The sequence below is a fragment of the Skermanella aerolata KACC 11604 genome, assembly GCF_000936425.1.
Taxonomy (GTDB): domain Bacteria; phylum Pseudomonadota; class Alphaproteobacteria; order Azospirillales; family Azospirillaceae; genus Skermanella; species Skermanella aerolata.
In genome coordinates this window covers 56096-71765 of sequence record NZ_AVFK01000007.1, presented here as the reverse complement: position 1 = coordinate 71765, position 15670 = coordinate 56096, and the positions used below count along the sequence as shown (strand labels likewise).

The window sequence follows — 15670 nt, the reverse complement described above, 5'->3', positions numbered from 1 at the left end:
CCATCCTTGCATTCAATGGCAGCTTCAGCGTGCACAATATGGTAACTAGCCTGAACATACTGCTTGCTGAAGACAACCTTGCCGATGCAAGACTGGTGAAGGAGGTCATGCGCGAAGGGAAGTTCCTCGCGACGCTCCATCATGTGGAGGATGGCGTCGAAGCCATGGCCTTCCTGCGCCGCCAGGCGCCCTACCAGGACAAGCCGCGTCCCGATCTGCTGCTGCTGGACCTCAACATGCCGCGCAAGGATGGCTGGGAGGTGCTTGACGACATCCGGGCCGATGCCGACCTGTCCGGCCTGCCGGTCATCATCATGACGACATCGGACGTTCATTCCGATGTCCAGCGGGCTTACGACCGGCACGCGAACTGTTTCCTCACCAAGCCGGTCGAGCTTGAGGATTTCATCAGGATGATAACTCTGCTGAAGGACTTCTGGCTGACCGCCGTCCGGCTGCCGCCGGCCTGACGATCGGGAAGGACAGCATGACCGGGCAGCGGTCCATCAGCGTCCTCCTGATCGAGGATAATCCCGGCGACGCCCGGCTGGTCCGCGAACTTCTGGCGGAAGAAGGGGATATGTTCGGCATCGTCCTCGCGGGATCGATGCGGGAAGCGCGGGAGCGGTTGAACGCAGAGGCCTTCGATGTCGTGCTGCTCGACCTGTCGCTGCCCGACAGCCATGGATTCGGGACCATATCCTGCATCCGCGCCCAGGCGCCAGCCATGCCGCTGATCGTCCTGACCGGTTTCGACGATGCCGATTTCGCCGTCGCCGCCGTGGAGGCGGGTGCCCAGGACTTTCTGGTCAAAGGGCAGTTCGAGGGCGGCACGATCCGGCGGGCGATCCGCTACGCCATCACCCGGCGCATGCTGGAGGAGCAGGTGCGCCTGTCGGAGGAACGGCTGAAGGGCATCATCGAACTGGCCCATGACGGGATCGTCGTCATCGACGAGGGATACGACATAACCCTGTTCAACCCGGCGGCGGAGCGGCTGTTCGGCTACCGGGCGGAAGAGGTGCTGGGCAAATCGCTCGACGTGCTGCTGCCGGACCGGGTGCTCGAGCAGCACCGGCGTTTCCTTGGGGATTTCGCCCGCGACCTGACGGGCTCGCGCGCCATGACCAACCGACCGGCCGTTACCGGTAAGCGGAGCGACGGGACCGAGTTCGCCGCGGAGATTTCGATCTCCCAGTTCTCGTCTCCCACGGGCCGCCAGTTCACCGCGACCGTGCGCGACATCACCGAGCGTCGCCGGGCGGAGGACGAGTTGCGGCGGCTGGCCCTGACCGACGCGCTGACGGGGGCCGCCAACCGGCGTCACTTCATGGAGCGCGCCGCCTTCGAGTTCGCGCGGATGAGACGTTACGGCAATCCGGTGGCGCTGGTGATGCTCGACGTCGACCACTTCAAGCGCGTCAACGACACCCACGGCCATGCCGCCGGGGACGCGGCCCTGATCCTGCTGGTCAAATGTTGCCGTTCCCTGCTGCGCGACACCGATCTGGTCGGCCGGCTCGGCGGTGAGGAGTTCGCGCTTCTGCTGCCGGATGCCACCGACGAAGACGCCTTCCAGGTGGCCGAGCGGGTGCGTTTCAATCTGTCCGATCTTGAAATAGCGGCTGAGGGCATCGCCTTCAGCTTTACGGTCAGCATGGGCGTGGCCTGCTGCCAGCCGGCCGAAACCAGCGTGGAGCAGACCATCGGGCGCGCCGACCGCGCCCTGTACCGCGCCAAGTCTGAAGGACGCGACCGCACGCTGAGGGCGGCGCCGTAGCGCTGCCCCGACGTGCGGCGGCAAGTTCTTACTTCCAGCCGGCCCGGTCCATGATCTTCAGGGCTTCTTCGTTGTTCTTGCCGAAGATCGAGGCGTTCAGGTTGTCTTCCTTGAACGATCCCCAGGAAGCGATCACCGGCGAGGTTTCCGCGACCGTCGACACGGGGTACTCGTAGTTGCCTTCCGCGAAGATCTTCTGGGCCGGCGGGCTGACGAGGTATTCCAGGAACTTGACCGCGTTGTCCTTGTTCGGGGCGCTCTTCAGGACGCCGGCGCCGCTGATGTTGACATGGGTGCCGCGGTCGTTCTGGTTGGGGAAGAACACGCCGACCTTCTCGGCGACGGCCTTGTCCTCCGGCTTGGACGAACCGGCGATGCGGCCGAAATAATAGGTGTTGCTGACCGCGATGTCGCCTTCACCGGCGGCCACCGCCAGGATCTGGTCGCTGTCGCCGCCCTGCGGCCGGCGGGCAAGGTTGGCGACGATGCCGCGCGCCCACTCCTCGGTCGCCTTCTCGCCATGGGCCGCCAGGATCGAGCCGGCCAGCGACTGGTTGTAGACGTTGGTCGAGGAGCGGATCAGCAGGCGGCCCTTCCACTTCGGATCGGCCAGATCCTCGTATGTGGAAAGCTCCGACGGCTTGACGGCGGCCTTGTTGTAGATGATGACGCGGGCGCGCTTGGTCAGGCCGAACCACAAGCCGCTCGGTTCCCGCAGGTAGCTCGGCACGGTGTCTTCGAGGGTCTTGGACTTGATCGGCTGAAGGATATCGGCGTTTTGCGCGCGCCACAGGCGGCCGGCGTCGACGGTGATCAGGATGTCGGCCGGGCTGTTGCCGGCTTCGGTCCGGATGCGCTCGATCAACTCGTCGTCTCTGCCCTCGATGATGTTGACCTTGATGCCGGTCTGCTGGGTGAAGGTCTGGTACAGCGACTTGTCGGTGTCGTAGTGACGCGACGAGTAGACATTGACCTCGGCTGCGGAAGCGGAGACGGCCGAGCCCATGATGGCGGCCGTACCCAGAATGGCGGCAAGCGCGCCGCGGGCGAAAAAGTTCATCGGGTTTCCTCAACAGGCTGGCGAAAATGAGATGCGTTCGCAGTGACGCGCACCTTCCCCACAGGGACCTATCCTGTCAAGTGAGATTGCGAACCGTTTGCAGGCAAAGACGGAAGAGAGGACGCGGCCAAGGGTCGCGCCCCTCTCCCGCCTGATCGTCCCGGATTATTGAGCGGGCTGCCGTTCGATCACGCCGCAGCCGTTCCTGTCGCCGGAATGGCCGGCAGGATCGCTCTCGTAGTCGTCCGGTCCTGCATGGACGACCAGGGCGGTGCCGCCCTCCTTGAAGAGGCTATTGGGACCTGCGTCCAGCGTGACTTCCCCCGCGACCACGTCGAGATCCAGCACGCCGTCCTGCTGGACGAAGACATTGGGCAGGTCGCCGGCGTGGGCGCCCTGCGGGTTCTGCAATCCATGCTGGGTGTCGGCCGGATTGTAGTGCCCGCCGGCGCTTTCGAACTTGGGCGGATCGCACCGGCCGGTCTGGTGGATGTGCAGGCCATGGCTGCCGGGTGGAACGTCCTTCAGGCGGAGCTGGATCAGGACGCCCTGCGGGGTTTCGGCCAGGGCTGCCGTGCCGAGCGGCTTGCCCTGCCCATCGTTGAGCTGAGCATGCGCCTGGGGAGACTGGCTTCCCTGCGCCAGGGCCGGGATTGCCGGGATGCCGGCCGCGAATGCGGCGCTCAGAAGAACGGTGCCGGAGAAAGCCCGGACGGCGGTCGGCTTCATGAATGTCTTCCCTAATCTGTTGCCGGATCAGGAAAGACAACCGATGCCGTCCGGGACCGTTCCGAAAAAGCCGAGCGGCCCCTAACCCGCGCGCCGGCGGCGCGTCTGCTGGCCGCGCCCTTGGGGGGCCGAACCGCGGGTGTCCTCGTCGAACAGCTCGGCCAGCTTCTCCATCATCGTGCCGCCCAACTGCTCGGCATCAACGATGGTCACCGCACGGCGGTAGTAGCGGGTGACGTCGTGGCCGATGCCGATCGCGACAAGTTCGACCGGCGATCGGTTCTCGATCTCTCCGATGACCTGCCGCAGGTGGCGCTCCAGGTAGTTGCCGGAGTTGACCGACAGCGTCGAGTCGTCCACCGGGGCACCGTCGGAGATCACCATCAGGATGCGGCGCTGCTCGGGCCGTGCCATCAGGCGGTTATGCGCCCACAGCAGCGCCTCGCCGTCGATGTTCTCCTTCAGGATGCCTTCGCGCAGCATCAGGCCCAAGTTCTTGCGAGCACGCCGCCAGGGTGCATCGGCGTTCTTATAGACGATATGCCGCAGGTCGTTGAGCCGGCCGGGGTTCGCCGGCTTGCCTCGGCCGATCCACCGCTCGCGCGCTTGCCCGCCCTTCCAGGCCCTGGTCGTGAAGCCCATGATCTCGACCTTGACGGCGCAGCGCTCCAGCGTGCGGGCCAGGATGTCGGCGCTCATCGCGGCGATGGTGATCGGACGACCGCGCATGGAGCCGGAATTGTCGATCAGCAGACCGACGACGGTATCGCGGAAGTCGGTCTCCTTCTCGCGCTTGAACGACAGCGGCAGCACCGGGTTGACGACGACGCGGCTCAGCCGCGCCGCGTCCAGGATGCCGTCGTCCAGGTCGAACTCCCAGGCGCGTGTCTGCTTCGCCATCAGCCGGCGCTGGAGCCGGTTGGCCAGACGAGAGATGACGCCTTGAAGGTGCTGGAGTTGCTGGTCGAGCAAGGCCCGCAGCCGTGTCAGCTCGTCCGGGTCGCACAGCTCGTCGGCTTCCACCACCTCGTCGAACTCGGTGGTGAAGGCCTTGTAGGCGTCGGGATCGATCTCGTTCCGGCGGTCGCGCTCAGGCCGCCAGGGCTGGCCGGGCTGGCCCGGTTCTTCCGAGCCGCTGCCCTCCGCCATCTCGCCGTCCATCTGGTCGGCGCCCTCCGTCCCGTCGTCCTGATCGACTTCGCGGGTGTCGGGCTGGGTCATGGTTTCGGTCTGGCTGGTCGAATCCTCGCCGCCGCGCGACTGGCCGTCGTTCGGTTCGTTCTCGTCCGGCTCGCCTTCCTGGTCCTGCTCCTCGTCCTCCTCGGTCGGCTCCGGCTCCCCGCCGACTTCCATGTCCAGGTGCGACAGCAGCTTGCGGGCCTCGCGGGCATAGCCGTCCTGGTCGTCCAGCAGCGCCGCCAGATCCGTCATCTCCTTGCCGATGCGCTCCTCGACCCAGGGGCGCCAGAGATCGACGGCGAACCGGGCGGTTGCAGGCGGTTCCTCCCCGGTCAGCGCCTCGCGCGCCAGCAGGCGCATCACTTCCGACAATGGGACCTGATCCCGGTCGGTCACCCGTTCGAAACCCTGGCGCCGGTAGCGCTCGTCGAGGGCCGCTCCCAGGTTGGATGCGACCCCCGGCATCGAGCGGGCTCCCAGCGCCTCGCAGCGCGCCTGCTCCAGCGCCTCGAACGCTTGCCGGGCGGTGTCGCCCGTCGGCATGCGGTGGCTGTGGATGCCGCTGTCGTGGTGGCGCAGGCGGAGCGCCACGGCGTCGGCCGCCCCGCGCAGGGTCGCGACATCGCGCGGGTTGAGGTCGCGTGCCGGCATCGGCACGCGGACCCTGGTCCCGGCCACGCCCGGAGGTTCGCCGCTGAACCCGATCTGAAGATCGTTCCGTTCGGCGATGGCCCGGATCGCGGCCGAGGTGGCGCGCTTGAAGATCTCGACAGGGTTTTCTTTGTCAGACATCACAATCTTCAGTTCGATTGGTCCGGCGGGCCGTCTACTGCCCTAACCTTGATCCGGTTGGCCTCAGACCAGGTTGGCCTTCACACCCGACTCCGGCAGTTCGGTCCCGAAGCAGCGCTGGTAGTATTCCGCGACGGTCGAACGCTCCACCTCGTCGCACTTGTTCAGGAAGGTGATGCGGAAGGCGAAGGGGATGTCGTCGAAGATCTTCGCGTTCTCCGCCCAGGTGATGACGGTGCGCGGCGACATGACGGTCGAGATGTCGCCCGACATGAAGCCGGCACGGGTCAGGTCGGCCAGATGGACCATCGCGGAGATCTGCTTTTGGCCCTTCTCGTCGGCATAGCCCTGGACCTTGGAGGCGACGATCTTCACTTCGTCGTCGTGCGGCAGGTAGTTCAGCGTCGCCACGATGTTCCAGCGGTCCATCTGGCCCTGGTTGATCTGCTGTGTGCCGTGATACAGGCCGGTTGTGTCGCCGAGGCCGACCGTATTGGCGGTGGCGAACAGGCGGAAGGCCGGGTGCGGCCGGATCACGCGATTCTGGTCCAGCAGCGTCAGCTTGCCTTCGACTTCCAGCACGCGCTGGATCACGAACATGACGTCGGGCCGGCCGGCGTCGTATTCGTCGAACACGATGGCGCAGGGGTGCTGGAGCGCCCAGGGCAGGATGCCTTCCCTGTACTCGGTCACCTGCATGCCGTCGCGCAGGACGATGGCGTCCTTGCCCATCAGGTCGATGCGGCTGATATGGCTGTCCAGGTTGATCCGGATGCAGGGCCAGTTCAGGCGCGCCGCGACCTGCTCGATATGGGTCGACTTGCCGGTGCCGTGATAGCCCTGGACCATGACGCGCCTGTTGTAGGCGAAGCCGGCCAGGATCGCGAGCGTGGTGTCGTGGTCGAACCGGTAGGCGTCGTCCACGTCGGGCACATGCTCGGAAGCGCGGCTGAAGGCCGGAACCTGGAGGTCGCTGTCGAGACCGAAGGTCTGCCGGACGGAAACCTTGATGTCCGGGATCGAGCCGTTCGGCGCTGACTGAGTTGTCGTTTCGGAGGCCATATTATCTGTCGCTTCGTTCCTGGTGTCGGGTGGGCGTGTCGGTCGCTGGTGAGGCATTATTAATACGGCATTTTCCTGAGCGGGCCGTTTTTTGTTGCGGATGCGCGCCTAATCAACCGCCATAGCTGGCTTTCAGCGTCGTATAGGCCTGATTTATCCGCTTCAGCGTTTCTTCCGCGACCTTGTCGCCGCCATTGATATCCGGATGGTGGATCTTGGCAAGCTCCCGGTATCTGGCCTTGATCTGGGAAAAGTCCACGGGCGGCGCCAAATCAAGCACCGATAGCGCCTCTTCCTCCGGTGTCCGCATGCGGTTGGCCGCGGAGCCGTTGGCGCCGTGCCCGTCGTGCGCGCCGTTCCGGGCGCCGCCTTCTCCCGCATCGTGGAAACCGTACTGGCGCATCGCCTCGTCGTGCATCGTCCGCTCGCGGGTCTTCCAGAAACCCATCGGCCATGTCGGGCGCTGCCACGTGGCGTCGCTGCGGAGATGTTGCTCGATCTGGCGCTCCGACATCCCGGCGTAATAGTCCCACGCCTTGTTGTACTCGCGTACGTGGTTCAGGCAGAACCAGAAATACTCGTTCAGCCGCTCGCGGCCCTTCGGCGCCCGGTACTCGCCCATGGCCGAGCAACTGGGCATGTCGCAGCAGCGGGACGCCGGCGGCGGCTCCTGGGAAAACGGGGATGAGTAACGGACACGATTCTTGTGCATCGGAAAAGTATGGTCAGAGGTTGGCGCGCTGGCAAGCGATCCCGCTGGCAGCGCGGCTATTGCGCACGGGGCTTGATGCGATCCCCCAGGGCCAGCCACGCCAGCCCTCCCAGGATCAGCACCAGTCCCGCAAGGTTGGTGAGCGTCACCGGCTCTCCCAGCATCGCCGCGGAGGCGGCGACACCGGCGACCGGAACGCCGAGGGTTCCAAGCGAGGTCGTTATGGCGGGGAGGGCACGGTTGACCGTGACCACCGCCCAGAAGCAGAAGGCCGTTGCGATCGGTCCATTGTAGAACAGGACGGCCACGGCCCGTCCGGTCCAGTCGACAGACCGTCCGGCATCCATGAAGAGTGCGATGGGAAACAGCACCACGGCCGCCACGGTGAACTGCCAAGGTGCCAACTCCAGCGGGGAAGCGTGCCAGCGATGGCCGCGCACCTGGATAATCTGGGCGGCCCAGGCCAGTGCCGCAAGCATCAACAACCCGTTTCCGACCAGAACATCGCGGTCGGTCCAGTCGAAGGCCACCGGGTTGAACATGACGGCGACGCCGGCCATGCCGAGCATGAACCCGGTCAGCTTCGTGCCGGTCAGCCGTTCGCCCAGGAACAGAGCCGCACCCGGCACGACCCAGAGAGCCGTCGTATAGGCCAGGATCGACGATCGCCCCGCGGAAACGAACTGCAAGGCGACCGTCACCAGCCCCAGGAAGGCGCCCATCTGGAGCAGTCCGACCGTCAGGACGATCGGCAGGTCGTGACGGCTGGGCAGGCGGATGCGGTTGCCGCGCAACGCCAGTACGCCGAACATGCAGACGGCGCCCAGCAGCATGCGGATGACGGCGAATGTCATCGGCGGGATATCTTTGATGCCGAGCTTCATGACCGGCCAGTTGACTCCCCAGAGCAGGATGACGGAACCCAGCAGCAGCCAGGCCATTCGGGGAGAAACGGTGCCGCTTGCCTGGAATGGGGCCGCCGGAGCGCCGGCTGACCTTGGATCGGCGGAGGAAGAACCGGACGACGGAGGGGGAGGGTGTATTGCGGGCCGGGTGGAACCGGGATCGGACAATCAGGGGCTTCCTTGACAGCGAGGGTCGGACGATAGCACTTTTCGAGGACTGCGGCCCGATCTTCTCGCCAAACCGGCACGGGCGCAACACGCATGCCCTGCCATGGCATGCGCGGCTCGCAATGCCACATCCCACTTGTCGGCCCACTTGTCGACATCATACCCACGAGGCGGTTTCACCATGGACTACGCGACGCGCATGCGTACCAAGCTTTCCAGTTCCCTCCAGCCGGTCCGGCTTGAGATCGAGGACGACTCGCAGCGGCATGCCGGCCATGCCGGGGCCGATCCGGTCGGCGAGACCCACTTCAACGTAACGGTTGTTTCGGCGGCGTTCGAGGGCAAGTCCCGGGTCGCTCGCCAAAGGATGGTCTATGAGATCGTCGCGGAGGAACTGAAGGAGCGGGTGCATGCCCTGGGCCTCCGGACGCTGACTCCGTCAGAGGATGTCCGATAGCCGCTCCTTGCCGGCGCCTTGGCGCCGGCAAGGAGTTTTTCCGGCCCGCTGCATACGATGGCAACTCAAACGGGTGTTGAAACAAAAATATCTTCCGAAAGGTATATGACAATAGTTGAAATTACCTCGAAATTGCGTACAGTCACACCGACGCAACCATTCGCACGATATGGAATCGATCAGGTTTCTATCGACCTGGCGGTGGAGTTCTGTATGACCGCAAGAGGAATTCAACTTATGCATTCTGAGCCTGAGTCGCCCCTGCCGATTTCCGAAGACCCGGCGGGAGTCCGCGGCTTCCGCGAAGCAACCGGTTCACCGCAAGCGGAAGTCCGCCCGGATATGGCAAAGGTCAGCACGCTGATCAGCCGCAACGTCACCATTGGCGGCCATCGGACAAGCTGCCGCCTGGAACCGTTCATGTGGGACGCCCTCTACGACATCTGCGCACGCGAGCGGGTGACCATCCATTCGCTCTGCACGCGGATCAGTGAGCGCAAGGATGCCAATACGTCGCTGACGGCGGCGATCCGGGTATTCGCGCTAGCCTATTTCCGCGCGGCCGCCACGGAGGAGGGACATATGAAGGCATCGCACGGGAACGGCAATCCGTTCACGAAGACGCCCTTCGATTCCGAAGAGCAGCCGTCCGAGCAGGTGGTCAGCCTTCGCCGGAGCGTCGGCTGACCGCGCTGCCGGTTCATGTCCGGGTGCTCAGGTCACGAGCCCCACGGGCAATGAAGGTCATGGCCGGGGCGTGCCTGTATAATGCTCCGGCCATACCTTCCGCGTGACCTCGCCGTCGCTGCGAAAAGCATGGCAGGTGTTGAGCAGCAGGGGCGGGCGCTTATGCCCGGAGGGGGAAACGGCGGGAGAATCCGCTTTCTTCTCTCCGGCTTCCGCCTTGGCACGCGCCTCTTTCTCACGCGACAGAACCGGGTAGATGGTCTGGAACGCCGTCGTCGCGACGGGACCCAGCAGTTCGACCAGATGGGTGCAGCCCTCGACCCCGCCCAGCAGTTCCTTCACCTTCTGCGTCCAGCCGGACTTGATCCGCAGCCCGACGAGGCGCTGGAAGTTGGGCGTGATGGCGGGGCATACCGCGAAGGGGCTCTTGTCGGTCACCGCCTCGACCGCCTTCACCTCAAAGCCGTCGTCCACCGTCAGCCTGATCCACATGTCGTGGATCGGATCGCCCGGCTGGATGGCGCCCCGGTAGTCGTTGGCGAACGGGTAGGTCTTGATGTCCATGATATGGCCTTCGATGTCCCACAGCCCATCGGCGCGGCGAAAGCCCTGGCAGGTGACCTGACGGGTATGAATGTGCTCGCGCTCGGTCGGGGATGAAAGCGGCATGAAGGCCTGGTTCTCCGTTACGTAAACGTAAAGCGTCTTTCGAATATCGACTCGGCGGCACGACCGGTCAAGACCGCCGACCCCCGCGCCCCGCGGGCATCTCCTATGCGGCGGCGTCTTGATCAGAATTAAAGTTGCGCATCTATCCCGGTTTGTTCCAATTTGCCGAACGCTATTTAAGCAAACGGCATTTTACTTTAATAAGCCGATCTGGAAGGAAAGCAGCTTTAATCAGTGAACCTCCGTCACTGACATCAGGCTTGCGACATCAGGCTTGCAGATCGCCGTTCCGCAACAGCGCCGCCAGTGGCATCAGACGACGTGACGTGACCGAAGGGTCATGGATGTCGTGTACCGCGAGGATGCCGCAGGCGGAACGGCGGATGCGCGTTGACTTTCGCACCGCAACAGCTAGCTTAGGCGAACATGCTGACGACCTCTCGCGGGAGAGATCGCCGGACCTCCGTTCGAGGACCGGTGGCGCCGAAGGAGCAACCGCCCCCGGAAACTCTCAGGCAACGAGGACCGCAGAGGGAAGCACTCTGGAAAGCAGGATGCCGGACGGTCGGGATTGACCACGGCACGCCTCACCGAAGGAGTAAGCCGGTGCCCATCCCAGGGGCTGGTGAATCTCTCAGGTCCGCGACAGAGGGGGCCGTGACCGCGCCGTACGCGCGGGATGGAACTCTGTCGGAGGAAACGTTCCTTGAGTGACAACAAGTCCGGCCAGGGCCAGTCCAATGAGGGTGCCGTACCGGTTCCACCCTCTCCTGATCTTTTGCTGACCACACCGCTCCACGAGCTTCACGTGGAACTGGGCGCGAAGATGGTGCCGTTCGCCGGCTACGACATGCCGGTGCAGTACCCGCTGGGCATCCTGAAGGAACACCTCCATACCCGCGCCGCCGCAGGCCTGTTCGACGTTTCGCATATGGGGCAGGTTCGGCTGACCGGCGACAACCCGGCGGCCGCGCTGGAAACCCTCGTTCCCGGCGAGATCCAGGCGCTGGCGGAAGGCCGCATGCGCTACAGCCTGTTCACCAACGAACACGGCGGCATCCTGGACGACCTGATGATCACCAACATGGGCGATCATCTGTTCCTGGTCGTCAATGCCGGCTGCAAGGCCGCCGATGTCGAGCACCTGCGCACCCGCCTCGCCGGCAAGGCCGAGGTCGAGTATCTGGGCGACCGCGCCCTGCTGGCGTTGCAGGGACCGCAGGCCGCCGAAGTGCTGGGCCGTTTCGTCCCGGCCGCAGAGACCATGAAGTTCATGAGCGTGCTGGAGGCCACCTTCCGCGGTGCCCCTGTCCTGATCACCCGTTCCGGCTATACCGGGGAGGACGGCTACGAGATCTCCGTCCCCAACGCCTTCGCCGAGATCACCGCCCGCCTGCTGCTAGCCGAAGAGGAAGTCGAGGCGATCGGCCTGGGTGCCCGCGACTCGCTGCGGCTGGAAGCCGGTCTCTGCCTTTACGGCCACGATATCGACACCACGACGACCCCGGTCGAAGCCAACCTCAACTGGGTGATCGGCAAGCGCCGCCGGGCCGAAGGCGGCTTCCCCGGCGCCGATGTGATCCTGGACCAGCTTGCCAACGGCACGGCGCGGAAGCGGGTCGGCATCCGTCCCGACGGCCGTGCCCCGGCGCGCGAGCATACTCAGATAACCGACGCTTTCGGCGCATTCCTGGGCGAAGTCACCAGCGGCGGCTTCGGCCCCAGCGTCAACGGTCCGGTCGCGATGGGCTACGTCGCCACGGCGTCGGCGGCGCCCGGCACTCCGGTCAACCTCGTCGTCCGGGGCAAGCCGATGCCGGCCAAGGTCGCCGAGATGCCGTTCTTCCCCCAGCGCTACTACCGGGGCTGACCCTTTTCCGGGAGAGGCCTTCCGGCCGTTTTCCCTGTTGCCTCTTCAGATTTTCCGCTTTTCAGATCCGGGATACCCGCCATGAGCATCATCAAGTTCACCAAGGACCACGAGTGGATCAAACTCGACGGCGAAGTCGCGACCGTCGGCATCACCGACTATGCCCAGCAGCAGCTGGGTGACGTGGTCTTCGTCGAACTGCCCGAGGTCGGGCGCAACGTCGTTGCCGGCAAGGAAGCCGCCGTCGTCGAGTCGGTCAAGGCCGCCAGCGAAGTCTACGCTCCGGTCGCCGGCGACGTGGTCGAGGTGAACGAAGCGCTGGCAGACGACCCGGCGCTGGTCAACCGTGACCCGCAGGGCGAGGGCTGGTTCGTCAAGCTGCGGATCGAGAACCAGGGCGACCTGGACGACCTGCTCGACGAGGCCGCGTACAAGGAATACTGCGAGGGCCTGCACTGATGCGTTACCTGCCCCTGACCGAGGCCGACCGCCGGTCGATGCTCGCCACCATAGGCGTGCCCTCGGTCGACAGCCTGTTCCGCGACGTGCCGGAGGCGGCCCGGCTGTCGGCCCCGATCGAGGGGCTGGCGCCCCATGCCGGCGAGATGGAAGTCGAGCGGACGATCGCGGCGATGGCCGCGAAGAACATTTCCGCCGGCAGCGTGCCGAGCTTCCTGGGGGCCGGGGCCTATCGCCATCATGTCCCGGCCTCGGTCGATCACCTGATCCAGCGCGGCGAGTTCCTGACCTCGTACACGCCGTACCAGCCGGAAGTCACCCAGGGCACGCTGCAATACCTGTTCGAGTTCCAGACCCAGGTGGCGCTGATCACCGGCATGGACGTGGCGAACGCCTCGCTTTACGACGGGGCCACGTCCTGCGCCGAAGCCGTGATGATGGCAAACCGGGTGACCCGGCGCGGCAAGGCCGTGCTGTCCGGCGGCCTGCATCCGCATTACCGCGACGTGACCTTGACCAACGCCCGCTTCCACGGCTTCGAGGTGGTCGCGGCTCCGGCCGATCCGGAGGGCGAAGAAGATCTGCTTGCGCTGATCGATGACAAGACCTCCTGCGTCGTCGTCCAGAACCCCGGCTTCTTCGGCCAGGTTCGCGACCTGACCGACCTTGCTGCCGCCGTCCACGCCAAGGGCGCGCTGCTGATCGTAGCGGTTGCCGAAGTCGTCTCGCTCGGGCTGCTGACGCCGCCGGGCGAGATGGGAGCGGATATCGTCGTAGCCGAGGGCCAATCGATCGGCAATTCGCTGAACTTCGGCGGTCCGTATGTTGGCCTGTTCGCGACACGCGACAAGTATGTCCGCCACATGCCGGGCCGGTTGACCGGCCAGACCGTCGATGCCGAGGGCCGGCGCGGCTGGGTGCTGACGCTCTCGACCCGCGAGCAGCATATCCGGCGCGAGAAGGCGACCAGCAACATCTGCACCAACAGCGGCTTGTGCGCGCTCGCCTTCACGATCCATATGAGCCTGCTGGGCGAGGAAGGCTTCAAGCGGCTGGCGCGGCTGAACCATGCCAAGGCCGTTCAGCTTGCCGACCGGCTCGACGGTCTGAAGGGCGTCGAAGTCGTCAGCGACAGCTTCTTCAACGAGTTCACGGTGCGGCTGAAGAAGCCGGCATCCAAGGTCGTCAACAAGCTCGCCAAGCACGGCATCCTGGGCGGCGTGCCCGTCTCCCGCCTGCATCCCGGCGACGAAGCGCTTGCCGACCTGCTGCTGGTCACTGCGACCGAGACCAATACCGACGCCGACATGGAAGCCCTGGCCCACGGCCTGAAGGAGGCTCTGTCATGAACACCCAGGGACGCAAGACCCATATTGACACCCTCGGGGTCGAAGGCGGCAATGCTGCCTCCGCCGCTGCCGGCACCATCAGCGGCAACCGCGCGCTGATGCTGGAAGAGCCGCTGATCTTCGAACAGGACAGCCCCGGCACCACCGGCGTCGATCTGCCGGAACCTCCTACCTTCAAGCCGCGCCTCGGCAAGGTGCGGGAGCGCGGCACCATCGGGCTGCCAGGATTGAGCGAGCCGGAGGTGATCCGGCACTACACCCGCCTGTCGCAGAAGAACTTCGCGATCGACAGCGGGCTGTATCCGCTCGGCTCCTGCACGATGAAGCACAACCCGCGCCTGAACGAGAAGCTGGCGCGGTTGCCGGGCCTGAGCGACATCCACCCGATGCAGCCGGAACGGACTGTTCAGGGTGCGCTCGAGCTGATCGACACGCTGGCCCATTGGCTGAAGACGCTGACCGGCATGCCCGCCGTCGCGATGTCGCCGGCCGCCGGCGCCCATGGCGAGCTGTGCGGCATGGCCGCGATCCGCGCGGCAATCGAGGACCGGGACGGCAGCACCAGCCATCGACGCCGCGTGCTGGTCCCGGAATCCGCCCACGGCACCAACCCGGCGACGGCGGCGGCCTGCGGCTTCACCGTGGACGCCATCCCGGCCGACGCCACCGGCCGCGTCGATCTGGAGGCGCTGAAGGCGAAGCTGGGCGACGACGTCGCAGCCATCATGCTGACCAACCCGAACACCTGCGGGCTGTTCGAGCGCGACATCATCGAGATCGCCGACGCCGTCCACAAGGCCGGCGCCTTCTTCTACTGTGACGGCGCCAACTTCAACGCCATAGTCGGCCGGGTCCGTCCCGCCGACCTCGGCATCGACGCCATGCACATCAACCTGCACAAGACCTTCTCGACGCCCCACGGCGGCGGCGGTCCCGGCAGTGGCCCGGTCGTGCTGTCGGAAGCGCTGGCGAAGTTCGTTCCCCTGCCTTACGTCGTCCACGGCGAGGACGGCTTCTCGCTGGTCGAGAGCGGCGAGGACGATCAGGCCAACGGCAAGGAGTTCGGCCGTCTCAAGGGATTCCACGGCCAGATGGGCATGTTCGTGCGGGCGCTGGCGTACATCCTGAGCCACGGCGCCGACGGCCTGCGTCAGGTCGCGTCCGACGCCGTGCTGAACGCCAACTACGTGATGGCAAGCCTGAAGGACGTGATGACCGCGTCCTTCGAAGGCCCGTGCATGCATGAGGCGCTGTTCGACGACCGCTTCCTGAAGGGGACAGGCGTCACGACGCTCGACTTCGCGAAGGCGATGATCGACGAGGGCTACCACCCGATGACCATGTACTTCCCGCTGGTCGTCCACGGCGCCTTCCTGATCGAGCCGACCGAGACCGAGAGCAAGCAGAGCCTGGACGCCTTCATCCGCGTCATGCGCGGTCTGGCCGAGCGCGCCCGCTCCGGCGACGCCGAACACTTCCTCGGCGCTCCCCGCATGACGCCCCGACGGCGCCTAGACGAAACGGGCGCCGCCCGCAAGCCGGTGCTGCGCTGGGTGCCGGAGGTGAGCCAAGCGGAGGCGGCGGAGTAGGGGGTTGAGGCGGAACGCCCCCTCCTTGATGTAAGCTGAGGTGCCAGTGTCGTTGCTACGGGTATCGGCACTGGCCTCTCCGGCGCATCTGTCTTTAAGGCTGTTTGTTGTGACGCTGGCGAAAAGAGGGTTATAACCTTTACCTCTTTCGTGGGGCTTATGTGCTCACGTGCTGGTTGACTGCGAGACGCTCAATGCTTAAA

15 protein-coding genes and 2 riboswitches are annotated in these 15670 nt (G+C 65.3%); of the genes, 8 read left to right on the top strand and 7 right to left on the bottom strand.

Annotation, left to right across the window (positions count from 1 at the left end; genetic code table 11):
* The first annotated feature begins 38 nt into the window (after nucleotides 1-38).
* Nucleotides 39-470 (top strand): response regulator, encoded by a 432-nt coding sequence (locus N826_RS11140; protein ID WP_147040819.1) that lies wholly within the window; start codon nucleotides 39-41, stop codon nucleotides 468-470.
* 17 nt (nucleotides 471-487) lie between these two features.
* On the top strand, nucleotides 488-1780 hold the full coding sequence (locus tag N826_RS39875; protein ID WP_052831038.1) for a GGDEF domain-containing response regulator: 1293 nt from the start codon (nucleotides 488-490) through the stop codon (nucleotides 1778-1780).
* Between the two features lie 28 nt (nucleotides 1781-1808).
* On the opposite strand, the gene N826_RS11130 is transcribed toward N826_RS39875, so the two are convergent.
* From N826_RS11130 to N826_RS11105, 6 genes are all read right to left on the bottom strand, one after another.
* Entirely contained in the window at nucleotides 1809-2840 is a 1032-nt protein-coding gene (locus tag N826_RS11130; RefSeq protein WP_044428686.1) for a Fe(3+) ABC transporter substrate-binding protein, read from the bottom strand.
* Nucleotides 2841-3005: 165 nt separating this feature from the next.
* A complete protein-coding gene (locus tag N826_RS11125) occupies nucleotides 3006-3569 on the bottom strand; it encodes a superoxide dismutase family protein (RefSeq protein WP_084720660.1) in 564 nt (187 codons plus the stop codon).
* Between the two features lie 81 nt (nucleotides 3570-3650).
* Nucleotides 3651-5540, bottom strand: a complete 1890-nt coding sequence (gene cobT / locus N826_RS11120) for a cobaltochelatase subunit CobT (RefSeq protein WP_044428683.1) — start codon at nucleotides 5538-5540, stop codon at nucleotides 3651-3653.
* A 63-nt stretch (nucleotides 5541-5603) separates the two neighbouring features.
* Complete coding sequence (gene cobS, locus N826_RS11115; protein WP_044428677.1) at nucleotides 5604-6602, bottom strand: cobaltochelatase subunit CobS; 999 nt, start codon at nucleotides 6600-6602, stop codon at nucleotides 5604-5606.
* Between the two features lie 112 nt (nucleotides 6603-6714).
* Nucleotides 6715-7242, bottom strand: coding sequence for a J domain-containing protein (locus N826_RS11110; RefSeq protein ID WP_244619629.1), 528 nt, complete (start codon nucleotides 7240-7242; stop codon nucleotides 6715-6717).
* Nucleotides 7243-7370: 128 nt separating this feature from the next.
* Nucleotides 7371-8387 carry a DMT family transporter gene (locus tag N826_RS11105; protein WP_244619628.1) on the bottom strand — a complete coding sequence of 339 codons (1017 nt, stop codon included), beginning with the start codon at nucleotides 8385-8387 and terminating at the stop codon, nucleotides 7371-7373.
* A gap of 181 nt (nucleotides 8388-8568) precedes the next feature.
* Here N826_RS11105 and N826_RS11100 point away from each other — a divergent pair, with 181 nt between their 5' ends.
* Both N826_RS11100 and N826_RS39870 read left to right on the top strand, forming a co-directional pair.
* Nucleotides 8569-8844 (top strand): BolA family protein, encoded by a 276-nt coding sequence (locus N826_RS11100; RefSeq protein ID WP_044428670.1) that lies wholly within the window; start codon nucleotides 8569-8571, stop codon nucleotides 8842-8844.
* A gap of 237 nt (nucleotides 8845-9081) precedes the next feature.
* Complete coding sequence (locus N826_RS39870; protein ID WP_052831036.1) at nucleotides 9082-9531, top strand: ribbon-helix-helix domain-containing protein; 450 nt, start codon at nucleotides 9082-9084, stop codon at nucleotides 9529-9531.
* Between the two features lie 57 nt (nucleotides 9532-9588).
* Here the strand turns inward: N826_RS39870 and N826_RS11090 are convergent, their stop codons facing one another.
* Nucleotides 9589-10200, bottom strand: coding sequence for a DUF2889 domain-containing protein (locus N826_RS11090; protein ID WP_044428669.1), 612 nt, complete (start codon nucleotides 10198-10200; stop codon nucleotides 9589-9591).
* Between the two features lie 433 nt (nucleotides 10201-10633).
* Nucleotides 10634-10738: riboswitch (glycine riboswitch) on the top strand.
* Nucleotides 10739-10853: riboswitch (glycine riboswitch) on the top strand.
* 125 nt (nucleotides 10854-10978) lie between these two features.
* Here N826_RS11090 and gcvT point away from each other — a divergent pair.
* From gcvT to gcvPB, 4 genes are all read left to right on the top strand, one after another.
* Entirely contained in the window at nucleotides 10979-12070 is a 1092-nt protein-coding gene (gene gcvT / locus N826_RS11085) for a glycine cleavage system aminomethyltransferase GcvT (RefSeq protein WP_044428667.1), read from the top strand.
* A gap of 81 nt (nucleotides 12071-12151) precedes the next feature.
* On the top strand, nucleotides 12152-12529 hold the full coding sequence (gene gcvH, locus N826_RS11080) for a glycine cleavage system protein GcvH (protein ID WP_044428664.1): 378 nt from the start codon (nucleotides 12152-12154) through the stop codon (nucleotides 12527-12529).
* Complete coding sequence (gcvPA, locus tag N826_RS11075) at nucleotides 12529-13878, top strand: aminomethyl-transferring glycine dehydrogenase subunit GcvPA (protein ID WP_044428662.1); 1350 nt, start codon at nucleotides 12529-12531, stop codon at nucleotides 13876-13878. Before gcvH ends, gcvPA begins: the two co-directional genes overlap by 1 nt.
* On the top strand, nucleotides 13875-15467 hold the full coding sequence (gene gcvPB, locus N826_RS11070; RefSeq protein WP_084720658.1) for an aminomethyl-transferring glycine dehydrogenase subunit GcvPB: 1593 nt from the start codon (nucleotides 13875-13877) through the stop codon (nucleotides 15465-15467). Before gcvPA ends, gcvPB begins: the two co-directional genes overlap by 4 nt.
* Nucleotides 15468-15670: the final 203 nt, after the last annotated feature.